The 21747-nt window shown below is 71.8% G+C and carries 18 protein-coding genes; 7 read left to right on the top strand and 11 right to left on the bottom strand.

All coding sequences use genetic code 11. From position 1 onward, the window contains the following. Nucleotides 1-12 precede the first annotated feature (12 nt). Complete coding sequence (polA, locus tag ABZ780_RS15260; protein WP_357486361.1) at nt 13-2712, top strand: DNA polymerase I; 2700 nt, start codon at nt 13-15, stop codon at nt 2710-2712. A gap of 1 nt (nt 2713) precedes the next feature. On the opposite strand, the gene ABZ780_RS15265 is transcribed toward polA, so the two are convergent. The 4 genes from ABZ780_RS15265 to ABZ780_RS15280 form a co-directional block, all read right to left on the bottom strand. Next, entirely contained in the window at nt 2714-3061 is a 348-nt protein-coding gene (locus ABZ780_RS15265; RefSeq protein ID WP_357486363.1) for a DUF3140 domain-containing protein, read from the bottom strand. Beyond that, nucleotides 3048-3269, bottom strand: a complete 222-nt coding sequence (locus ABZ780_RS15270) for a DUF2945 domain-containing protein (protein ID WP_357486365.1) — start codon at nt 3267-3269, stop codon at nt 3048-3050. Before ABZ780_RS15270 ends, ABZ780_RS15265 begins: the two co-directional genes overlap by 14 nt. Before the next feature lie 52 nt (nt 3270-3321). After that, nucleotides 3322-3924 (bottom strand): Uma2 family endonuclease, encoded by a 603-nt coding sequence (locus ABZ780_RS15275; RefSeq protein WP_357486367.1) that lies wholly within the window; start codon nt 3922-3924, stop codon nt 3322-3324. A gap of 104 nt (nt 3925-4028) precedes the next feature. Further along, the gene (locus ABZ780_RS15280; protein WP_357486369.1) at nt 4029-4835 is read right to left on the bottom strand and encodes a class I SAM-dependent methyltransferase; all 807 of its coding nucleotides are present in this window, start codon (nt 4833-4835) and stop codon (nt 4029-4031) included. 391 nt (nt 4836-5226) lie between these two features. Here ABZ780_RS15280 and rpsA point away from each other — a divergent pair, with 391 nt between their 5' ends. Further along, nucleotides 5227-6735 carry a 30S ribosomal protein S1 gene (gene rpsA, locus ABZ780_RS15285; RefSeq protein WP_357486371.1) on the top strand — a complete coding sequence of 503 codons (1509 nt, stop codon included), beginning with the start codon at nt 5227-5229 and terminating at the stop codon, nt 6733-6735. Between the two features lie 241 nt (nt 6736-6976). Beyond that, entirely contained in the window at nt 6977-8158 is a 1182-nt protein-coding gene (gene coaE, locus ABZ780_RS15290; protein ID WP_357486373.1) for a dephospho-CoA kinase, read from the top strand. Between the two features lie 34 nt (nt 8159-8192). Here coaE and ABZ780_RS15295 read toward each other — a convergent pair whose 3' ends face one another. Continuing rightward, a complete protein-coding gene (locus ABZ780_RS15295; protein ID WP_357486375.1) occupies nt 8193-9956 on the bottom strand; it encodes a hypothetical protein in 1764 nt (587 codons plus the stop codon). A gap of 300 nt (nt 9957-10256) precedes the next feature. Here ABZ780_RS15295 and uvrB point away from each other — a divergent pair, with 300 nt between their 5' ends. After that, a complete protein-coding gene (gene uvrB, locus ABZ780_RS15300) occupies nt 10257-12365 on the top strand; it encodes an excinuclease ABC subunit UvrB (RefSeq protein ID WP_357011172.1) in 2109 nt (702 codons plus the stop codon). A gap of 195 nt (nt 12366-12560) precedes the next feature. Next, a complete protein-coding gene (locus ABZ780_RS15305) occupies nt 12561-13418 on the top strand; it encodes a helix-turn-helix transcriptional regulator (protein WP_357011174.1) in 858 nt (285 codons plus the stop codon). A gap of 139 nt (nt 13419-13557) precedes the next feature. Here ABZ780_RS15305 and ABZ780_RS15310 read toward each other — a convergent pair whose 3' ends face one another. Beyond that, nucleotides 13558-13851: an antibiotic biosynthesis monooxygenase family protein gene (locus tag ABZ780_RS15310; RefSeq protein ID WP_357011177.1), complete on the bottom strand. Its 294-nt coding sequence runs from the start codon at nt 13849-13851 to the stop codon at nt 13558-13560. 330 nt (nt 13852-14181) lie between these two features. Here ABZ780_RS15310 and ABZ780_RS15315 point away from each other — a divergent pair, with 330 nt between their 5' ends. Further along, nucleotides 14182-15180 (top strand): TerC family protein, encoded by a 999-nt coding sequence (locus ABZ780_RS15315; RefSeq protein ID WP_357486377.1) that lies wholly within the window; start codon nt 14182-14184, stop codon nt 15178-15180. A gap of 37 nt (nt 15181-15217) precedes the next feature. Here ABZ780_RS15315 and ABZ780_RS15320 read toward each other — a convergent pair whose 3' ends face one another. Further along, nucleotides 15218-16135, bottom strand: coding sequence for an NlpC/P60 family protein (locus ABZ780_RS15320; protein WP_357011181.1), 918 nt, complete (start codon nt 16133-16135; stop codon nt 15218-15220). A gap of 58 nt (nt 16136-16193) precedes the next feature. Then, nucleotides 16194-17291, bottom strand: a complete 1098-nt coding sequence (locus ABZ780_RS15325) for a dipeptide epimerase (protein ID WP_357011183.1) — start codon at nt 17289-17291, stop codon at nt 16194-16196. Nucleotides 17292-17335: 44 nt separating this feature from the next. Here ABZ780_RS15325 and ABZ780_RS15330 point away from each other — a divergent pair, with 44 nt between their 5' ends. After that, nucleotides 17336-18133: a tyrosine-protein phosphatase gene (locus tag ABZ780_RS15330; protein WP_357011185.1), complete on the top strand. Its 798-nt coding sequence runs from the start codon at nt 17336-17338 to the stop codon at nt 18131-18133. Here ABZ780_RS15330 and ABZ780_RS15335 read toward each other — a convergent pair. From ABZ780_RS15335 to typA, 3 genes are all read right to left on the bottom strand, one after another. Continuing rightward, nucleotides 18102-18803, bottom strand: a complete 702-nt coding sequence (locus tag ABZ780_RS15335) for a lysoplasmalogenase (protein WP_357486379.1) — start codon at nt 18801-18803, stop codon at nt 18102-18104. The two genes, ABZ780_RS15330 and ABZ780_RS15335, sit on opposite strands and share 32 nt — an antisense overlap. A 54-nt stretch (nt 18804-18857) precedes the next feature. Further along, nucleotides 18858-19718 carry a serine hydrolase gene (locus ABZ780_RS15340; protein ID WP_357486380.1) on the bottom strand — a complete coding sequence of 287 codons (861 nt, stop codon included), beginning with the start codon at nt 19716-19718 and terminating at the stop codon, nt 18858-18860. A gap of 118 nt (nt 19719-19836) precedes the next feature. Further along, nucleotides 19837-21705, bottom strand: a complete 1869-nt coding sequence (typA, locus tag ABZ780_RS15345; RefSeq protein WP_357011192.1) for a translational GTPase TypA — start codon at nt 21703-21705, stop codon at nt 19837-19839. Between the last annotated feature and the right edge of the window lie 42 nt (nt 21706-21747).

Here is a 21747-nt window from a genome sequence, read left to right on the forward strand (position 1 = left end):
AGAGTCGCTGCCGTGACAGCTACGACGCCGCGCCTGCTCCTCGTCGACGGACACTCCCTGGCCTACCGGGCGTTCTTCGCCCTGCCGGTGGAGAACTTCTCCACCACGACGGGTCAGCCGACCAACGCCGTCTACGGCTTCACCTCGATGCTGATCAACGTGCTGCGCGACGAGCAGCCCACCCACATCGTCGTCGCCTTCGACGTCTCCCGCCGCTCCTTCCGCACCGACAGGTACGCGGAGTACAAGGCTGGCCGCAGCGAGACGCCGACCGACTTCAAGGGCCAGGTCAGCCTCGTCAAGGAGGTCCTGGCCGCACTGCAGATCCCGGTGGTGGAGAAGGAGGGCTTCGAGGCCGACGACGTCATCGCCACGCTCGCCTGCCAGGCCCGCGACCAGGGCATGTCGGTGCTGATCAGCAGCGGCGACCGGGACGCGTTCCAACTCGTCGACGACCAGATCACCGTCCTCTACCCACGCAAGGGCGTCTCCGACCTCGCCCGGATGGACCCGGCGGCGATCGAGGCGAAGTACGGCGTCGGGCCCCAGCAGTACCGGGACCTGGCCGCGTTGGTCGGCGAGACCAGCGACAACCTGCCCGGCATCCCCGGCGTCGGCCCGAAGACCGCCGCCAAGTGGATCACCATGTACGGCGGGGTGGAGGGCGTGATCGCCCGCGCCGACGAGATCAAGGGCAAGGCCGGCGACAGCCTGCGCGAGCGGCTCGCCGACGTGATCCGCAACTACGAGATCAACCGGCTCGTGTCCGATCTGGAGCTGCCGCTGCGCCCGGAGGACACCCGCTGGACCGGTTGGGACCGCGAGGCGGTGCACCAGGTCTTCGACACCCTGGAGTTCCGCATCCTGCGCGACCGCCTCTACCAATATCTGGAGGCCGTCGAGCCCGAGGCCGAGTCCGGCTTCGACCTCACCGGCGAGCTGCTCACCGAGCCCGGCGCGCTGACCGCCTGGCTGGGCACCCACGCCCCGGTCGGCACCTCGGTCGGGCTGGCCGTCAAACTCGACACCGGCCCCAACCGCCGGCACACCGCCTCGATCACCGGCCTGGCGCTGGCCACCGCAGGTGGCGCGGCCGCCTGGATCGACCCCACCGGCCTCGACGCCACCGACGAGGGCGCGCTGGCCGGCTGGCTGGCCGACGCGCAGCGGCCCAAGGTGCTGCACGACAGCAAGCCGGCCGTGCTGGCCTGCTCGGCGCACGGCTGGGAGTTGGCCGGCGTCATCCGCGACACCCAGATCGCCGCGTACCTGGCCCGCCCCGACCAGCGGTCCTACGATCTGACCGACCTGGCGCTGCGCTACCTGCACCGCGAGCTGCGGGTGGACACGCCGGAGACCGGCCAGCTCACCCTCGACGGGCTGGGCGACGAGGGCGTGGCCGAGCAGAACCTCATGCTCCAGGCGCGGGCCACCCTCGACCTGGCCGATGCGATCGACGCCGAGCTGTCCCGCGATGGTGAGCAGTCCGCCCGGCTGATGGCCGGGGTGGAGCTGCCGCTGATGCGGGTCCTCGCCGGCATGGAGCGCACCGGCATCGCCGCCGACACCGACTACCTGTCCGAGCTGGAGGCGCACTTCGCCGCCGAGGTGAAGGCCGCCGCGCAGGGCGCGTACGAGGCGGTGGGCCGGGAGTTCAACCTCGGCTCGCCCAAGCAGTTGCAGGAGATCCTCTTCACCGAGCTGGGCCTGCCCAAGACCAAGAAGATCAAGACCGGCTACACGACCGACGCCGACGCCCTGCAGTGGCTCTACGCGCAGCAGCCGCACCCGGTGCTGGCCCACCTGCTGCGCCACCGCGACGTGGCCAAGCTCAAGTCGACAGTGGACGGTCTGCTCAAGTCGGTCTCCGACGACGGCCGGATCCACACCACCTTCAACCAGACGGTGGCGGCCACCGGGCGGCTCTCGTCCACCGAGCCCAACCTGCAGAACATCCCGATCCGCACCGAGGAGGGCCGACGCATCCGCCGGGCCTTCGTCGTGGGGGAGGGGTTCGAGTGCCTGCTCACCGCCGACTACAGCCAGATCGAAATGCGGATCATGGCGCACCTCTCCTCGGACGACGCGCTGATCGAGGCGTTCAACTCCGGCGCCGACTTCCACGCGGCCACCGCCTCGTCGGTCTTCGGGGTTCCGGTCGACGAGGTCACCCCGGACCAGCGCCGCAAGATCAAGGCAATGAACTACGGCCTGGCGTACGGGCTGAGCGCGTTCGGGCTGTCCCAGCAGCTCAGCATCGGCACCGAAGAGGCGCGCGGGCTGATGGAGAACTACTTCGCCGGCTTCGGCGGGGTGCGCGACTACCTGCACCAGGTCGTCGCCCGAGCCCGCCAGGACGGCTACACCTCGACCATCCTCGGTCGCCGCCGCTACCTGCCCGACCTGGTCAGCGACAACCGGCAACGCCGCGACATCGCCGAGCGGATGGCCCTCAACGCCCCGATCCAGGGCTCGGCCGCCGACATCATCAAGGTGGCGATGCTGCACGTCGACACCGCGCTCGGCGAGGCTGGCCTGCGCTCCCGCATGCTGTTGCAGGTGCACGACGAGCTGGTCTTCGAGGTCGCCCCCGGTGAGCGCGAGACGCTGGAGGCGCTTGTCCGACGGGAGATGGGCGCCGCGTACCCGCTGTCGGTGCCGCTGGAGGTGTCGGTGGGCGAAGGCCGGGACTGGAACAGCGCCGACCACTGAGTTACTTCAGCGGGTCGTGGCCCCAGTTCATGAGGGACCAGCGCCATTTGGTGTCGCGGACGTCGCCGGAGGGGCGTTGGGCCATGTGTCGGCGGACGTACCCGACGACCTTGCGCATGTGCTTGTAGTCGCCCTCGGACAGGTCGGCACGCTTGCGCCGCAACAGGTTGACGATCTTCCGCCCGGAGTCGTGCCCGACCGACTCGCCGCCGCCCGCGTGGCCGCCCTTGTGCCAGCCGACCTGCTTCGACTCGTCGGTCTCCAGCCAGGACGACAGCTCACCGGGCTTCATGTTCACCGCCTCGGTGAACTCCCGGTAGGTGTCGCGCCCCTCGTCACGACCGCTCATGACGCAGCACCTCGGGTCGGTGGGCCACGTCCCGGCCCGAGTCGTCGTTGCGGATCCGGTACTGCGGCTCGTCCTCGGACGCGTTCACGGTGTGGCCGCGTACGTGCGTCCGATCGGTCAGCTTCTCCCTGACCACGCCGTGCGCCCGGCCGCTGTGACTGGCCCAGGAGACGTGGTCGCCCTCGCGGAATTCCCTCTGCTCGGCCATACGCTCCGGCTACCCGGCACCGCCGGGGCGAAACGGCGGCCGAGCCGACCGACTACGGCTTGATCTCGGTGATCGGAAGTTTGATCTCGAACGGTTCGGTCAGCTCGATCACGTCGGCGCCGTCGGCCGCCAGCTCGTACTGCCGCTCGCCGCCAGGGCCCACCCGGTCGCCGATCCGGTAGGCGTAGACGTGCACCGGGTCCTGCTCGATCCGCCAGTAGAAGGGGATGCCGGCGGCGGCGTACTCGCCGGGTTTGGCGAAGCGGTCGATCCGCCGCGTGCCCGGCGAGACGATCTCCACGGCGAGCACAACGTCCGCCGATCGCAGCATGGACTGATCAGCCGGCACCTCGGCGCGGTACAGCAGGACGTCCGGCTGCCGGCTGGTGTTGAAACCGAGCCCGACGCCGACGGCCTGGGCGACCCGGAGGTTGCTGGGCGCGTGAGATTGGAGCCACAGACGTACCAGGAATGAGATGTCCTGGTGGCCCAGGGTGGGGGAGGGGGTCACCTGGATAACACCATCGACGAGTTCGACGCGGGGAGCGTCGTCCGGCAGGGCGAGCAGGTCCTCCAGCGTGTAGTCGGCACGCTGCTGCCGCATCGGGTCCGGACACCAGGGGCCAGGTGGTGTCGGGATGGGCTCCGCGCTCATAGGGCGAGCCTACGGCCCATCGATGGGACAGCGCCTCAAGCAACGCGAGGTGGGTCGCCGCCTCCAACTGGGTGGATGCAGGTCGGACTGTGGGTGCGACGCGCTCAGGCGGCCGGCTTCTCGGTGACGAAGATGGCGGTGCCGGGGAAGAGCCGGCCGCGCAGCGGGCTCCACTGCCCCCAGATCCCCTCGTGCCCCTCCGGCCACTCCGGCTCCACCAGATCCAGCAGCCGGAACCCGACGCCCACCAGCTCGCGGATCCGGTCGCCGAGCGTGCGGTGCTGCTCGACGTAGGTGGCCACGCCGAACTCGTCCTGCTCCACGTAGGGGGAGCGGTCGAAGTACGAGTGCACGGCCGTCAGCCCGCCCTCGCCCGGGTCGTCGAGGAAGATCCACCGCATCGGGTGGGTCACCGAGAACACCCACCGACCGCCGGGGCGCAACACCCGGTGCACCTCGGCGAGCAGGGCCGCCGAGTCGTCCACGAACGGGATCGCGCCGAAGGCGGTGCAGGCCGTGTCGAAGGATTCGTCGGCGAACGGTAGGGCGAGCGCGTCGGCCTGCACCAGCGGTACGCGTACCCCGCTGCGGTCGGCGGCCTGTGCCGCGTGCCGCAACATGCCGGCGGACAGGTCGAAGGCGACCGGCCGGGCGCCCTGGGTGGCCAGCCAGCGGGCGGCGGCCGCCGCCCCGCAGCCCACCTCCAGCACCCGCCGCCCGGACACGTCACCGAGCAGCCGGGCGTCGGCCTCGCGCAGACCCTCCGGGCACCAGACGAAGTCCACGTCACCGAGGAACGCGCCGTGCTCGGCCTGGTAGTCGTCGGCGTCGGTGTCCCACCAGCCGCGGTTAGCCCGCCGAGCCTCGGCGTCACCCACCCGGCGCCGGGTCACCCGGCTGTCGTCATCCACCGGGCTCACGCTAGGCCCCGCCGTGGCCAGGTCAAGCGGTGGGCGGGGCCGACCCGCCGGGCCGGTTCGGCGCACCTTCTCGCTGGTGCCCCCGGGGCCGCTGTGACACACGAGACACCAGAGGTGGTTTCCGGGCGATTGTTCGGCTTTCGCAGGTCATCACACGGCGAGGAGAAGGGAGGGCTTGCACGCTGTGGTAATGCGCACGGTAGGCTAGACGATGCGCTCGCGGATCGTGTGTCTCGGCAGGGAGCAGGTGCGCGGTCGACGGAGCACATCATGATCTCACTAGGCGATCGTTCGGTGTGCCCGGCGACGGATCCGCTGGCGCGAACAGGTCACCGCGACACCAGCCTGCTGTGACAACCCACCGACCGGAGCAACCGCCCACATGACGAGCAGCATCGAGGCCCCCTCGAGCGCCACCCGGGTCACCCACGACGATCTCGGTTCCGAGGAGGCTTTCCTCGCCGCGATCGACGAGACCATCAAGTACTTCAACGACGGCGACATTGTCGAAGGCACCGTCGTCAAGGTCGATCGGGACGAGGTCCTGCTCGACATCGGCTACAAGACCGAGGGTGTCATCCCCTCTCGGGAGTTGTCGATCAAGCACGACGTGGACCCCGCCGAGGTTGTGACGGTTGGTGACCACATCGAGGCCCTGGTCCTCCAGAAGGAGGACAAGGAGGGTCGTCTGATCCTCTCCAAGAAGCGGGCGCAGTACGAGCGGGCCTGGGGCACGATCGAGAAGATCAAGGACGAGGACGGTGTCGTCCGCGGCTCGGTCATCGAGGTTGTCAAGGGTGGCCTCATCCTCGACATCGGGCTGCGCGGCTTCCTGCCCGCGTCCCTGGTCGAGATGCGGCGCGTGCGTGACCTGCAGCCGTACGTCGGGCGTGAGCTCGAGGCCAAGATCATCGAGCTGGACAAGAACCGCAACAACGTGGTCCTGTCCCGCCGGGCCTGGCTGGAGCAGACGCAGTCCGAGGTGCGCACCGAGTTCCTCAACAAGCTGCAGAAGGGCCAGGTCCGCAAGGGCGTCGTGTCCTCGATCGTCAACTTCGGCGCCTTCGTGGACCTTGGCGGCGTCGACGGTCTGGTGCACGTCTCCGAGCTGTCCTGGAAGCACATCGACCACCCGTCCGAGGTCGTCGAGGTGGGCCAGGAGGTCGAGGTCGAGGTCCTGGACGTCGACCTGGACCGCGAGCGCGTCTCGCTGTCGCTGAAGGCGACGCAGGAGGACCCGTGGCGGCAGTTCGCCCGCACCCACGCGATCCAGCAGATCGTGCCGGGTAAGGTCACCAAGCTGGTGCCGTTCGGTGCGTTCGTCCGGGTGGACGACGGCATCGAGGGCCTGGTCCACATCTCCGAGCTGGCCGAGCGCCACGTGGAGATCCCGGAGCAGGTCGTCCAGGTCGGCTCCGAGGTCATGGTCAAGGTCATCGACATCGACCTTGAGCGTCGCCGGATCTCGCTGTCGCTCAAGCAGGCCAACGAGGGCTTCGTCGAGGGCGAGGAGCACTTCGACCCGACCCTCTACGGCATGGCCGCGACGTACGACACCGAGGGCAACTACATCTACCCGGAGGGCTTCGACCCGGAGACGGGCGAGTGGCTCGAGGGGTACGACAAGCAGCGCGAGACCTGGGAGAACCAGTACGCCGAGGCTCGTCAGCGCTGGGAGGCCCACACCAAGCAGGTGCAGACCTCTCGGGCCGCCGACGCCGAGGCTGCTGCCAACCCGACTCCGGTCGTTCCGGCCGCTGGCGGCGGCGGCGGTGGCACCACCTCCTCGTCCAGCCCGGCCCCGAGCAGGCAGGCCGAGGAGCCGGCCGGCACGCTGGCCACCGACGAGGCGCTCGCCGCACTGCGGGAGAAGCTCGCCGGCGGTAAGTGACCCGCTGAACGACGAAGGGCCCCGTCCCCGCGATCTTCGGATCGTCGGGGGCGGGGCCCTCGCCGTTCCCGCCGCGCAGTCTCGGCCACCAGATCGTGCTCGATCGTGGATGTAGGGGCCTCCGGTCGGCCGGGATGCCACTACATCCTTGATCGACCGATCTGACCCTGCCCGTGCCCCGCGGACCCGTTGTACGGGGGTGGATGTGGCGGCGGGATTCGTGATCCGGTTGACTGGTCGGGTGCTGAGGGTGGGGTTGACCGGCGGTATCGGGTCGGGCAAGAGCGCGGTGGCTGCGCGGCTGGTCGAGTTGGGTGCGGTGCTCATCGACGCGGATCGCGTCGCGCGGGAGGTCGTCGCACCGGGCACCGAAGGGCTGGCCGAGATCGTCGCCGCCTTCTCCGAACGGGTGTTGGACGCCGACGGCGCGCTCGACCGCGCCGCGCTGGGCGCGGTGGTGTTCGCCGACGAGGCCGCCCGCCGCCGGCTGGAGGCGATCACCCACCCCCGGGTCCGCGCCCGTACCGCCGAGCTCATGGCCGCGGCGGCACCGGACGCGATCGTCGTGAACGACGTACCGCTGCTGGTGGAGGTGGGGCTCGCGCCGACGTACCACCTGGTGGTCGTCGTGCAGACGGCCGTCGCGACCCGACTGGAGCGACTGACGCGTAACCGGGGGATGGACCGCGCGGAGGCCGAGCGCCGGATCGCCGCGCAGACCGACGACGCGCGTCGCCGCGCGGCGGCGGACGTGGTGTTGACCAACGACGCGAGCCTTGCGGCGCTGCACGCCGCCGTCGACGCGCTGTGGCGGCAGCGGCTGCAGCCCTACGAGCACAACCTGCGGGAGCGGCGGGTGGTCCCGCCGGGTGAGGGCCGGGTGGCGAGGAGCGACCCGAGCTGGCCCGAGCAGTACGCACGGCTGGCCGCCCGGATCCGTCACGCGCTCGCCCCGGCCGACCTGCGGATCGACCACATCGGCGCGACCGCGGTGTCCGGCTCCGCCGCCGCCGACGTCATCGACGTGCAGGTGGCCGTGCCCACCCTCGCCGACGCCGACGGGGCACTGGCCGACCGGCTGGCGAACGCCGGGTTCCCACGGGTGCCGGGGCACTGGTGGGACGACCCGCGTCCGGCCGGCCAGGGCCGGTGGGAGAAGCGGCTGCACGGCAGCGCCGACCCGGCCCGGCCGGTGCGCCTGCACGTGCGGGCGGCCGACTCCCCGGGCTGGCGGTACGCGCTGCTGATGCGCGACCACCTGCGCGCCGATCCGGATCAGCGGGCGGCGTACCTGCTGCTCAAGCGGGATCTGGTCGAAGCGGCACCGGACGTCGGCGGCCCCGGCACGGCCCGCGATCCCTGGTTCGACGAGGAGTACCTGCGGGCCGAGCAGTGGGCCGCGCAGACTGGCTGGCGGCCCTGAGCGGAACCGGCCAGCGCGCCGGGTGAGCGGTGGATCAGCGGACGCTCGGCCGTGGCGGGCCGCCCGGTCGGGTGGTGGCCGCCGGGCGGGGCGGCGGGCTGAGGCGGGGCACCACGGCCGGACTGAGGTTCAGCTGTGCCCACGCGCCGGCGCCGGTGTGCAGCTCCACCCGGCGCAGCGACCCGTCCCGCTCGATCCAGTAGCGCAGCCGTCCGGCGGCCGTGCGCAGCTCCACGACGTCCACGATCCGCCCGTCGGCGACGTCCTCGCGTACCCGTACGGCCGCGCCGCGTTGCCCCACCGGCCCGGCGGCGGCCACCGCGGCGTCGACCAGCCGGTCCAGGTCGTCCCCGCCCGACCGGGTGAGCCGCCACGACCCTCCGGGCGCCGGCAGCGGCGGCCGGCCCGGCGTCTCCGCGGTGCCGCCGCCACCGGCCTCGGCCGGCACGTCCGCCCGGGACAGACCGGCCGCGTCCCGGCGCAGCAGGGTCCGGCGGTCCGGTACGCCCAGGTCGGCGACCGCCAGGTACGCGGTGCCGGCGGTCCAGCTCAACCAGCCCGAGCCCCGCAGGTTGGCGTCCGTGCCCACCGGCGCGCTCACCGTCACCGTGGCACCGCCCTGGGCTCGTAGCCGGGCCGGCAGCCGGGCCACCCGTCGCTGCTCCGCGTCGGTCAGGGCGCGGGGCAGACCGGGGCGGCCACCGAGCGCGTCCACCGGGCGCAGCGTGGGCCGGTCGATCCGGTTGAGGAGCACCGTGACGGGGCCGACGCCGGGCAGCCGGGTCGTCAACTTGTGCAGTCGCGCATCCTGGTCCAGCCAGTAGCGGGTCGACCCGTCCGGCGCGGCCCCGGCGGTGGTGCCGCCCGGCGTGCTGCTGTCCGGCGTGGTGCCGCCTGGTCTGGTGCCGCCCGCGGCGGGTGGGGCCGTGGGCAGCGGTGCCGACACGACGTCCACCGGCCCGGCCGCGAGCACCTCCCGGGCGACCCAACGGGCGTCGCCGTCCGCCGAGTCCGGGCGGTCGGCGGTGAGGCTCCGGAGCAGGTCGAGGACCGGCGCCAGCCCCGCACCGGGCGTCAGCCGGTGCAGCCGCCAGCGGTCCGGAGGTGGCACCAGCGGCGGCGCGGCGGGGGTGGGCACGGCGGTCGGGTCCGGTCGGATCACCAGCACCGACCCGGTGCTCTGCAACAAACCCCGGTCGACGCCTGCCCCCGGCCCGCCCACGTCCAGGTAGAGCAGGGGCTGCGACCAGTCCACCCACCCCACCAGTTCGGTACGGGCGGCGCCGGTCCCGGCGGTGACGTGCACCCCGGAGCGCAGGTCCCGCAGGTTGGTGACCCGCATCGCGGCCAGTCGCTCGGCCTCCGCGACGGTCAGCGGCCGGGCCGGCTCGGGAGGGTCGGGCGCCCAGCTCAGCAGCCCGATCACCAGCGCCGTCGCGGACGTCACCGCGGTCAGCCCGAGCAGCAGCAGCACCGTACGTCGGCGGCGGCTCGCCGGGGACGAACCGACGGCGTCCGTGTCGGTGGCGTCGGTGGCGTCGGCGGTGCGGCTCATCCGGGCGGAAGGGCCGCTGGTGCCCGCACCCCCGCCGGTGGGGGCGGCGCCCGCCGACCGGCCGGCGGTGGCGGCTGCGGCGCTCGCCGAACCGGTGCGGTGCCGGCCGGTGCCGGGCCGGCCCGAGTCGGCGCCCGCGCCGGGCCGGCCGGTGCCGCGTCGGCCGCTGGGGGTGCCGGTGTGGTGGCGCCGGGACGGGTCCCCGGGATCGGACTCGGGTGCCGGGGTCGCAGAGGTGTCCACGGATGTGAAACGGGCGGGACGGTGCCGGGGTGACGAGCAGGGGCGCTCGCGGCGGCCGGTCTGCGCCATGAGCGCGACCACACGGGTGCGCACGCCGGATGGGCCGGGTGCTGCGACCGCTGTGCCGGGGGCGGCCCGCCGTGATGACGGCGTGGCCACCGGCCCGGTCGGCCGCCGCGAGCGGCCTACATGAAGAGGGTAGTCCCGGTGACATGTGCCACACAATGGGAATATCGAAGCCGATCACGTACCCTGCGCGACGGCCCGAACCTGTCGGACCTCCGGCGTACCGTTGACGTCATGGCGCTCGACATTCCCCGGCTCGACGGCCGCTTCCAGGTCGTCAGCGACTTCCAGCCGGCCGGTGACCAGCCGGCCGCCATCGACGATCTTGAGCGGCGGGTTCGGCGCGGCGACCGCAACACGGTGCTGCTCGGCGCGACCGGCACCGGAAAGAGCGCCACCACGGCGTGGCTGATCGAGCGGTTGCAGCGCCCGACCCTGGTGCTCGCCCCGAACAAGACGCTCTGCGCGCAGTTGGCCAAGGAGTTCGGCGAGTTGCTGCCGGACAACGCGGTCGAATACTTCGTCTCGTACTACGACTATTACCAGCCCGAGGCATACATCCCGCAGACCGACACCTACATCGAGAAGGACTCCTCGATCAACGAGGAGGTCGAGCGGCTGCGGCACTCGGCGACGATGTCGCTGCTCACCCGCCGCGACGTGGTCGTCGTGGCGACCGTCTCGGCGATCTACGGCCTGGGCACCCCGGAGGAGTACCTCGACCGGGCGATCCGGGTCGAGGTCGGCCAGGAGGTCGACCGCGACCAGCTGCTCCGGCGGCTGGTCGACATCCGCTACACCCGCAACGACATGGCCTTCCAGCGGGGCACCTTCCGCGTCCGGGGCGACACGCTGGAGATCATCCCGGCGTACGAGGAGTTGGCGGTCCGCATCGAGATGTTCGGCGACGAGGTGGAGAAGCTCTATTACCTCAACCCGTTGACCGGTGACGTGGTCCGCGAGGTCAACCAGTTGGTGATCTTCCCGGCGACCCATTACGCGGCCGGCCCGGAGCGGATGGAGCGGGCCATCCGCGACATCGAGGCGGAGCTGGCCGAGCGGCTGGCCGAGTTGGAGCGGCAGGGCAAGCTGCTGGAGGCGCAGCGGCTGCGGATGCGCACCACGTACGACATCGAGATGATGCGGCAGGTCGGTTTCTGCTCCGGCATCGAGAACTACTCCATGCACATGGACGGGCGGCTGCCCGGCAGCCCACCGCACTGCCTGCTCGACTACTTCCCGGACGACTTCCTCACCGTCGTCGACGAGTCGCACGTGACGATCCCGCAGATCGGCGGCATGTACGAGGGCGACGCGTCGCGTAAGCGGATGCTCATCGACCACGGTTTCCGGCTGCCCAGCGCCGCCGACAACCGGCCGTTGCGCTTCGACGAGTTCCTGGAGCGGGTCGGCCAGATGGTCTACCTCTCCGCGACCCCCGGCACGTGGGAGATGGAGCAGGCCCAGGGCGAGTTCGTCGAGCAGGTCATCCGCCCCACCGGCCTGGTCGACCCGCAGGTCGTGATCAAGCCGACCAAGGGCCAGATCGACGACCTCATGCACGAGATCAAGCTGCGGACCGACGCCGACGAGCGGGTCCTCGTCACCACTCTGACCAAGAAGATGGCCGAGGATCTGTCGGACTACCTGCTGGAGAACGGCGTCCGGGTGCGTTACCTGCACTCCGAGGTCGACACGCTGCGCCGGGTGGAGCTGCTGCGCGAGCTGCGTCAGGGTGAGTACGACGTGCTGGTCGGCATCAACCTGCTCCGCGAGGGTCTGGACCTGCCCGAGGTGTCGCTGGTGGCGATCCTCGACGCCGACAAGGAGGGCTTCCTGCGCAGTGGTCGCTCCCTGATCCAGACCATCGGGCGGGCCGCCCGTAACGTGTCCGGCCAGGTGCACATGTACGCCGACAAGATCACCCCGTCGATGGCGGCGGCGATCGACGAGACCGACCGGCGTCGCGCCAAGCAGATCGCGCACAACGAGGCGCACGGGATCAGCCCCGAGCCGCTGCGTAAGAAGATCCACGACATTCTGGACGACATCTACCGCGAGGCGGAGGACACCGAAAACTCCCGCGTCGGCGGCGCGGCGCGGCAGCTTTCGCGGGGCAAGGCGCCGGTCAAGGAGACCCGCAGCCGCAGTCGGTCCGCTGCCGCCACCACCTCCCGGGAGGGCATGGCCCGCGCCGACCTCGCCCAGCTCATCCAGGAGCTGAACGACCAGATGCTGGCCGCCGCCCGCGAGTTGCAGTTCGAGCTGGCGGCGCGGATCCGCGACGAGGTCTCCGACCTGAAGAAGGAGCTGCGCGGGATGGACGTCGCCGGCGTGAAGTGACCGCCCCGGGCCGGGCTGGCATCGAAGAGGGCGGTCCGGTGGGTGCGACCCGGCGACCACGGTCGAGAACCGGTCGAACGGCAGGTACGGCGCTGTTCGACCGGTTCACCGCACTGACCGTTTGATTGCGGTGTGCGAGCGAGCTATTGCACTGGGTGATCGTCCTGCGTACGCTCCCTCGATGGGGAGGCCGGGATGCCGTTGCCAACAAGTCCTGTCATTCGACGCGCACGGCTCGGCGCCGAGCTGCGCCAGCTACGCCGGCGTGAGGCGCTGACCCTGGAGCAGGTCTGCGACCGGTTGGGTTGGGCCTCGACGTCGAAGCTGTCCCGCATCGAGCTGGGCCAGAGCCGTCCGGACCTCGCCGACGTGCTGGATCTGCTCGACGTCTACCAGGTGCCGGTGTCGGACCGGGACGCGCTGATCGTGATCGCGCGGGACGCGGCCACCAGCCGTGGCTGGTGGAAGACGCTCGGCGAGATGAGTGAGCGCCAGCGCGTCTACGCCGAGTTGGAGGCGGGGGCGGCCCACATCGTCGAGTTCCAACCGGCGGTCGTGCCAGGGCTGCTCCAGACACCGGCGTACGCCAGGTCCCGGGTCGCCGCTGGTGCTCTGGTCGCGCCGAAGGTCGACGTGGAGGCGGAGGTGCGCGCCCGGGCGCTGCGGCAGGAGGTGCTGCGCCGGGCCGACCCGCCCCGCTACACGGCGGTGCTCGCCGAGGCGGTGTGCGAGCCGGGTGACCTGCCGGTCGCGGTCTGGCGGGAACAGCTGCGACACCTGGTGGCCGTGACCGGGCTGGCGCACGTGACGGTGCGGCTGCTGCCGCGCGGGGCGTCCGGCGACGGGCTGCACCCGCTCACGCCGTACTCGTGGTATGCCTTCCCCGACCCGGAGGATCCGCGCACGGTGATGCTGGAGGCGTTGACGACCGACGTCCGGCTGGCGACGACGCTCGACGTCGAGCGGTACGAGCGGATGACCGAGGCGCTGTTGGCGGCTGCGCTGTCACCGGAGGAGACGGTCACGGCGCTGGCCCGGCGCGTCGGCGAGTGAGCGCCGTCGGGTGAGCGCCGCCGGGTGACGCGCACGGCGGCACGCCGCGCGGTCACCGGGCCCGGCGCCCCCGAGCCCGTCGGGACCGGGGACCGACGCGTGCGGTGCGCACGATAAACCTGGGGTACGACAGCTCCACTCAGGCCGGTACGTCGAGGAAGTGCTCGACCAGCGGCGGCCCGGCGAAGTGCGGCCCGATCAGGTCACGCCACTGCGCGAACCGCTCGGTGGCCCGGAAGTTCTCCTCGTGCGCCTCGACCGAGTCCCATTCGACCAGCAGCACGAACCGGGTCGGGGACTCGATGCCACGGGTCATCCGCACCGAACGGCAGCCGGGGGTCCCGGCGAGGACCGGGTGACCCTGGGCGTACGCGGCGACGAACGCGTCCTCGTGTCCGGGTAGTACGTCGATCAGCGCAACCTCTAGCACCATGGGGGAAGCCTCCCACGGGGTGGGGGAGCGCGGGTGCCGAGGGTCCGTTCCGCGGGGCGGTGGCTGCCCACCGGCTGCCCGAGGTGTGATCACGGCGAGTGGTGGGCAACAATGGTCCGCGCGGAGGGGAGTATTCCCTCGCGACGAAGTCGTCAGCACGGTCGATCGTCGGAACGTCGGCGTCGACCCGGCTTCGTCGGTCGCCGTCCGATCGCGGGCGGGGACGGAAGAGACCTCCGACAGTCACCAGAGTGAGCGACAGCGGCACACCGGCCCTCCCGGGGGCGTACGGTGTGCCCGACGCCGCGTGTCTGCCGGAGGAATGAAACGTTGGACGTGTCCGGACTGGTGTGGGCGGGGACTCTCGTCGCACTGACTGCGGTGCTGCTCGTCGATCTGTTGATCATCGGCAGGCGCCCACATGAGCCGAGCGTGCGGGAGTCGAGCCTCTGGGTCGCCTTCTACGTCGGTCTGGCCCTGCTCTTCGGCGTCGGCGTCTGGCTGACCTCCGGGGCCAGTGCGGCCGGGCAGTTCTACACCGGCTGGCTCACCGAGTACAGCCTCTCGGTGGACAACCTCTTCGTCTTCGTGATCATCATGGCTCGCTTCGGGGTGCCCCGGCCGTACCAGCAGAAGGTGCTGCTTGTCGGCATCGTGCTGGCGTTGCTGATGCGCGGCGGCTTCATCGCCGCGGGCGCGGCGCTGATCAGCCAGTTCTCCTGGGTGTTCTACATCTTCGGGGCGTTCCTGATCTACACGGCGGTGAACCTGGCTCGTCAGGGCGAGCCGGACGAGGACGAGTTCTCCGAGAACGTGCTGATCCGGTGGAGCCGCAAGGCGCTGCCGATCTCCAAGACGTACGACGGCGCGAAGCTGGTCACCCACGAGGGCGGTCGCCGAGTCTTCACCCCGCTGCTGATCGTGATGATCGCCATCGGCACCACCGACCTGATCTTCGCCCTGGACTCGATCCCGGCGATCTTCGGCATCACCCAGGAGCCGTACCTGGTCTTCACCGCGAACGTCTTCGCGCTGATGGGTCTGCGCCAGCTCTACTTCCTGCTCGGCGGCCTGCTCAACCGACTGATCTACCTGAGCTACGGGCTGGCCGTCGTGCTGGGCTTCATCGGGGTCAAGCTGGTGCTGGAGGCGCTGGCCGACAACAACCTGCCGTTCATCAACGGCGGGGAGCACGTCGGCTGGGCGCCACACATCCCGATCTGGCTCTCCCTGCTGGTCATCGTCGGCACGCTGGGCGTCGCCACCGTCGCCAGCCTGGTCAAGTCCGGCCGGGACCGACGCCGTGAGCTGGCCGAGGCCCGACGCTGAACCACCCCCGGCCGGGTGCCCCGAGGCGCCCGGCCGGTCAGACCCGGTGCACGCCGACCAGGGTCGCGGCGCGGTCGGCCGGCATCGGCTCCTCCAACACCCGCCGCCGCCGGTAGCAGGCGTGCAGCATCCGCCGGTTGCCGCGACCCCCGGCGACGGCGGTGACGATGCCGATGTGGTGGATCTTGCGGCCGGGGCGGGCGAAGAAGTAGAGGTCGCCGGGGCGCTCCGCGCCCAGCGGCAGCGGGTTCGTCGCCACCGCCTGGTCGTCGGCGTCGCGCGGCAGCAGCACCCCGAACCGGCGCCAGGCGAGGTGCACGAGGCCCGAGCAGTCGATGCCGTGTGCGGAGAGCCCGCCCCAGACGTAGGCCACGTGCAGCAGCCGCTGGGCCACGGCGAGCACGTCGGCGGGGTCGGGTGGCCCGACCGGCGTCGGGACGAGCTGGCTGTCGGAGAGCCAGAGCGGCGTGGCCCGACCGGGGACGTGCACCGGCCGCCAGCCGCCACGCGCCGGGCCGGCCGGGACGAGGCGGGTGCCGACGACGACGCCGGGCAGCACCACCGGCCCGTCCGGGTCGGCGCGCAGTCCGGTGACCGTGGCGTCCACCACCAGCGGGTCGCCCGTGACGGCCGGGCCGACACCGACCAGTTGGTCGGCGGGGAGCCAGCCCGGGTAGCCGCGCGGATCGAGCTTGGCCGCCGGTTGTTCGACGGCGACCACGCGCGCCCACCCATCCGGGCGTAGCTCGCTGACGAGGACCCGCTCGCCGAGCAGGAGCTGGCTCAGCACACAGTCGCCCACCTGCTGGTCGGTGTCCATGCCGGAGACCCAGGCCGGGATGTCGGCGCCGGCGGTGAGCGCCGGCCCGTCGATCGACCGGACCGCCTCGGGGGAGGACCACAGCGTCGCGACCGCGACCCGGACGAGGGCCTCGCGGCCCGGTTGGAGCTCCACGTCAACCCCCAGCTCGTGTTGGCTGTCAGGGAAACTCTATGAAAGAAAGCAACGACCATCAACCGTGAGTCTGAATCTTTACTTCAGCAAGGCCGGAGATGCCGAGCCCGGGCGCGTCCGGCAGCACCACGGTCGGCCCCTCGTACCGGATGCCACCCCGCACCGGCGACCAGGCCAGCCACCAGGCGGCATCCAGGTCGGAGACCGCCGTGGTGCCGTACGCGGCGACCAGACTCGCCGCCGCGCCGATGCCGACCTGGGTCTCCATCATCGAGCCGACCACCGTGCCGAGCCCGTGCGCGTCGGCCAGCTCCAGCAGGGTGCGCGCCGGCTGCAGCCCACCGCACTTGGCCAGCTTGACGTTGACCAGGTCGGCGGCCCGGCGGCGGATCACCTCCACCAGGTCACGGGTCCCGAAGACCGCCTCGTCGGCCAGGATCGGCACGGACACCCGGTCGCTGACCCAGGCCAGCCCGTCCAGGTCCCAGCGGGCCACCGGCTGCTCGACCAGCTCCACGTCCAGCCCCGCGTCCTCGATACCGCGGATCACCCGGACCGCCTCGCGCGGCGTCCAGCCCTGGTTCGCGTCGAGCCGGATCCGAGCGCCGGCGCCGACCGCCGCCCGGACCGCTCGTACCCGGTCCAGGTCGCCTGCCGCGTCCGTGCCGACCTTCAGCTTCAGCACGCCGAAGCCGTCGGCCTGCCGCTGGCGCGCGGCCGACGCCAGGTCCACCGCGTCGCCCGCCGCCAGCGTGACGTCCGTCGGAACGCGCAGGGTCGTGCCGCCGAGCAACCGCACCAGGGGTACGCCCAAACGCCGCGCGGCAAGGTCGTGCAGCGCCACGTCCACCGCCGCCTTCGCCGCCTCGTTGCCGACCACCGCGCGTCGCACCTCGGCGCAGCGGGCCACCAGGTCGTCCGGGTCGCGTCCGGTGAGCAGCGGCCCGAGCAGCTCCCGGACACACGCCTGCGCTCCGGCGACCGACGCGCCGGTGACCTGCCAGACCTGCGGTGCCTCGCCGAAGCCGGACCGGCCATCGGCGTCGATCAGTTCGACGATCAGGGTGTCCACCGTGGTCGTTCGGCGCAGCGCGGTCACGAACGGGGTGTGTAAGGGGGCAGAAACCCGGTGGGTGCGTACCGCCGAGATCGTCATGTGGGGCACCCTATACGCAGGCACGCGGCGGAAGGGGACACCGGATGACCGGGCGGGACTGGGCGATGGTCGGCGCGCCGAACGCACGTGACCTGGGCGGCCTCGTCGCCGTCGACGGCCGGCGGGTGCGCTCGGGACGGTTGATCCGCACCCCGGCGCTGGGCCGGCTCACCGACGAGGACCTGCCGGTGCTCGCCAAGCTCGGGCCGACCTGCGTGCTCGACCTGCGCGACGGCTCCGAGATCGCGGTCGCCCCGGCGGACCGGCTGGCCGGCGAGCCGCGCGTCCTGCACCTGCCGATACACGACCCGGACCACCCGGTCTTCACGTACGTCTCGGCGGTGCTGCTCGGCCACGACCTCGACGCGTACGCGGAGCTGGCCCGGCAGGGCACGGCGGGGGCGATGGCCGAGATCTACCGGTGGTTCGTCACAGGCGAGGCGGCCCGGGTCAACTTCGGCGCGGCGGTACGGCTCGCCGCCCAGCCGGAGAACCTGCCGTTGGTCTACCACTGCTCGGCCGGCAAGGACCGCACCGGCTGGCTCACCGTCATCCTGCTCAGCGCGCTCGGCGTGGACGAGGCCGACATCCGCGCCGAGTACCTGCGCAACAACGAGCTGACCGACAGCCTCCGCGCGGTGCTCATCGAGGCGATGCGGCGGCGACAACCCACACTGGACGTCGACGCGGTGCTGCCGGTGCTGGAGGTCCGGACCGAATACCTCGACGCCGGCTACCAGGAGGTGCACCGGCTGCACGGCTCGTTCGACGGCTACCTGCGTGACGGGCTGGGGCTGACCGACGAGGTCCTCACGGCGCTGCGGGCGCAACTGCTGGAGTGACAGCCGCACCGGGCGGCGCGGCGGCGCGGGTAACCCGTCCGACGACGATCAGCGCCTGACCGGCCGCGTACGTCGCCATCACCAGCACCGGCGCGCCGGGCGGCTGGGCCACCCCCGCCACCCCGGCGGCGATCAGCAGGTCGGAGCCGAGGAACAGCGCGGCCCCCAGACCGACCCGCCAGCCCTGGGTCACGGCGGTGGCGGCCATCGCCGCCAGCGCGAACGCGTACCCGGCCACCGGAACGGCCAGCCCGGCGTCGGTCAGCCCCGCCCACATCCAGGCCAGCGCGACGACGGTCAGCACCGCGTACCCCAGCGGGACCGCGACAAGCGGCGGACGGCGCAGCGCGGTCGCGGCGCCGTGCCGGGTGAAGGCCACGAGGTAGCAGACGTGGGCGGCGAGGAAGAGGACCATGCCGGCGATGAACCAGCCGGTGCCGTCGCCCAGCAACGCCACGTCGCCGCCGGTGGAGAACGCCAACGCGGCGAGCACCAGCCGGTCCGGACGGGCGCCGCGCTCGGCGGTGGCCCGCCAGAGGTACGCGGCCAGCAGCGGCATCAGCAGTGGCTTGGTGAGCAGCTCGGCGACACGGCTGTCGACGGCGTTGGCCAGCAGGTTCGCCGCGGTCACGGCGAGGAAGGCGACGAGCAGGACACGGCTGCGGGGCATCAGCGGCTCCGAGGTGGGGGGTGGGAGCAGCCTAGCCGGGTCGACGGGTGCCGGTCAGAGCCGGTGGCGGGCCGCCCAGACCTGGGCCGAGATGTGGGCGATCAGACGACAGACGTCGTCCTCGACCTCCTCGCCGCCGGACCCGCCGTCGGCCAGGTCGGTGGTGGTGCACACAGCGATGACGTACGGCGGTGCGTCGTCGGGCAGCACCACGCCGGCGCCGTGGCGCACACCGCGTACCCAACCGTTCTTGTGCGCGATCCGGGTGCCCTCCGGCAGGCCGGCGGCCAGGTCCTCGCGGTGCTCCTGGGCGAGCAGCACGTCCAGCATGTCGGCGCAGCCGGCAGGTGAGGCGAGCCGGCCGGTGGCCGCGGCCCCGGTGGCCAGCGCACCCAGCAGGGCGGCCAGGTCGGCGGCGGTGACCGCGTTGGTGATGCCGGCCTCGCGGGCGGCGAAGTCCTCGATGCCCCGGCCGGTGACACTGTGCCGGGCTCCGGCCAGCGCCCACACCTCGGCGACGGCGGGCAGGCCGACCTGCCCGATGAGCAGGTTGGTGGCCAGGTTGCTGGACCGCACGATCATCCGTTCGGCGAGCCAGCGCAGCGGCGCGCTGCCGCCGACCCGCTCCCACACCGCGTCGTCGTTGTCGTAGTGCGGTGCGCAGGAGAACCGGGGCGCGCCGGGCTGGGCCGAGTCGAACTCGTTGACCACCGGGACGTCGCCGTCCAGCTCCAGCGTGCCGGCCTCGGCGGCGCGGTGCAGGGCGGCGAGCACCGCCACCTTCATGGTGCTGGCGGCGTAGTGGGCGGCGTCCGCGTGGCGGGTCCAGGTCGGCGGCGCGTCGAGTCGACCCACGTACGCCGAGACGGTGCCCGGCACCCGGTCCAGGTGGGCGTCGAGATCATCCCAGGTCATGCCGGTGACCGTAGCGGATCACCGGCGGTTCGGTCGGCCGGCCGCGTACCCCCGTCGGAAAACGGACGGGCGCGTCGGCCGCAAGCGGCCGACGCGCCCGGTACCGGACGTCGGTGGGTCAGCCGGCGTGCTTGCGGCGGGCGGCGGCCCGACCCCGCAGCTGCTGGTCGAGCACCACCTTGCGGATGCGAACCGCGGTCGGGGTGACCTCGACGCACTCGTCCTCGCGGCAGAACTCCAGCGCCTGCTCCAGCGAGAGCTTGCGCGGCGGGATCAGCTTCTCGGTCTCGTCGGAGGTCGAGGCCCGCATGTTGGTGAGCTTCTTCTCCTTGGTGATGTTGACGTCCATGTCGTCGGAGCGCGAGTTCTCGCCGACGATCATGCCCTCGTACACCTCGGTGGTCGGGTCGACGAAGAGCTGGCCGCGCTCCTGCAGGTTGATCATCGCGAAGGCGGTGACCGCACCGGCCCGGTCCGCGACCAGCGAACCGTTGTTGCGGGTCCGCAGCTCGCCGAACCACGGCTCGTACGACTCGAAGACGTGGTGCAGGATGCCGGTGCCCCGGGTGTCGGTCAGGAACTCGGTGCGGAAGCCGATCAGGCCACGCGCCGGGACCAGCCACTCCATCCGGATCCAGCCGGTGCCGTGGTTGACCAGCTGCTCCATGCGGCCCTTGCGGGTCGCCAGGAGCTGGGTGATCGCGCCCAGGTACTCCTCGGGGGCGTCGATGGTGAGCCGCTCGACCGGCTCGCAGGTCTTGCCGTCGATCTCCCGGGTGACCACCTGCGGCTTGCCGACGGTCAGCTCGTAGCTCTCCCGGCGCATCTGCTCGACCAGGATGGCCAGCGCCAGCTCGCCGCGGCCCTGCACCTCCCAGGCGTCCGGCCGCTCGGTGGGCAGCACCCGCAGCGACACGTTGCCGACCAGCTCCTTGTCGAGCCGGTCCTTGACCATCCGCGCGGTGACCTTGGAGCCCTTGACCCGGCCGACCAGCGGCGAGGTGTTGGTGCCGATGGTCATCGAGATGGCCGGCTCGTCGACGGTGATCAGCGGCAGCGCCACCGGGTTCTCCACGTCCGCGAGGGTCTCACCGATCATGATCTCGGGGATGCCGGCGACGGCGATGATGTCGCCCGGGCCGGCGCTCTCGGCCGGCTTGCGCTCCAGGCCTTCGGTCATCAGCATCTCGGAGATGCGGACCCGCTGGGTGCTGCCGTCGGTGCGGCACCAGGCCACCGTCTGGCCCTTGCTGATCGTGCCCTGGCGGATCCGGCACAGCGCGAGGCGGCCGAGGAACGGCGAGGCGTCGAGGTTCGTCACGTGCGCCTGCAACGGCGCGTCCTCCTCGTACGCGGGTGCCGGGATGGTGTCCAGCAGGGTGCGGAACAGTGGCTCCAGGGAGTCGCTGTCGTCCGGCACCGAGCCGTCGGCGGGCTGGGTCAGCGAGGCGATGCCGTCGCGGGCGCAGGCGTAGACGATCGGGAAGTCGATCTGCTCCTCGTCGGCGTCCAGGTCGAGGAAGAGCTCGTAGGTGTCGTCCACGACCTCCTTGATCCGGGCGTCCGGACGGTCCACCTTGTTGATCACCAGGATGATCGGCATGCGCGCCCGCAGCGCCTTGCGCAGCACGAAGCGGGTCTGCGGCAGCGGCCCCTCGCTGGCGTCGACGAGCAGCACCACGCCGTCGACCATGGTCAGGCCGCGCTCGACCTCGCCACCGAAGTCGGCGTGACCGGGGGTGTCGATGATGTTGATGGTGACCGGGTCGGAGCCGTCCGCCGGCAGGTAACGCACGCCGGTGTTCTTGGCCAGGATGGTGATGCCCTTCTCCCGTTCCAGGTCACCGGAGTCCATCACCCGCTCGGTGGTCTCGCCGCGTGCGCCGTACGCGCCGGCCTGCCGCAACATGGCGTCGACCAGGGTGGTCTTGCCGTGGTCGACGTGAGCGATGATGGCGACGTTGCGGAGGTCGGTGCGAAGCTGCATACCCTCTATCCTTCCGCCTGCGCTCGCGCAGGCTGCGTCGGG

Source organism: Micromonospora sp. NPDC047467 (assembly GCF_040643095.1).
GTDB lineage: Bacteria > Actinomycetota > Actinomycetes > Mycobacteriales > Micromonosporaceae > Micromonospora.

Excerpts from the sequence above, each read along its gene's own strand:
- ABZ780_RS15265 (WP_357486363.1), bottom strand. The coding sequence starts at position 3,061 with ATGAGCGGTCGTGACGAGGGGCGCGACACCTACCGGGAGTTCACCGAG.
- ABZ780_RS15270 (WP_357486365.1), bottom strand. The coding sequence starts at position 3,269 with ATGGCCGAGCAGAGGGAATTCCGCGAGGGCGACCACGTCTCCTGGGCC.
- ABZ780_RS15275 (WP_357486367.1), bottom strand. The coding sequence starts at position 3,924 with ATGAGCGCGGAGCCCATCCCGACACCACCTGGCCCCTGGTGTCCGGAC.
- rpsA (WP_357486371.1), top strand. The coding sequence starts at position 5,227 with ATGACGAGCAGCATCGAGGCCCCCTCGAGCGCCACCCGGGTCACCCAC.
- uvrB (WP_357011172.1), top strand. The coding sequence starts at position 10,257 with ATGGCGCTCGACATTCCCCGGCTCGACGGCCGCTTCCAGGTCGTCAGC.
- ABZ780_RS15305 (WP_357011174.1), top strand. The coding sequence starts at position 12,561 with ATGCCGTTGCCAACAAGTCCTGTCATTCGACGCGCACGGCTCGGCGCC.
- ABZ780_RS15310 (WP_357011177.1), bottom strand. The coding sequence starts at position 13,851 with ATGGTGCTAGAGGTTGCGCTGATCGACGTACTACCCGGACACGAGGAC.
- ABZ780_RS15325 (WP_357011183.1), bottom strand. The coding sequence starts at position 17,291 with ATGACGATCTCGGCGGTACGCACCCACCGGGTTTCTGCCCCCTTACAC.
- ABZ780_RS15330 (WP_357011185.1), top strand. The coding sequence starts at position 17,336 with ATGACCGGGCGGGACTGGGCGATGGTCGGCGCGCCGAACGCACGTGAC.
- ABZ780_RS15335 (WP_357486379.1), bottom strand. The coding sequence starts at position 18,803 with ATGCCCCGCAGCCGTGTCCTGCTCGTCGCCTTCCTCGCCGTGACCGCG.
- ABZ780_RS15340 (WP_357486380.1), bottom strand. The coding sequence starts at position 19,718 with ATGACCTGGGATGATCTCGACGCCCACCTGGACCGGGTGCCGGGCACC.
- typA (WP_357011192.1), bottom strand. The coding sequence starts at position 21,705 with ATGCAGCTTCGCACCGACCTCCGCAACGTCGCCATCATCGCTCACGTC.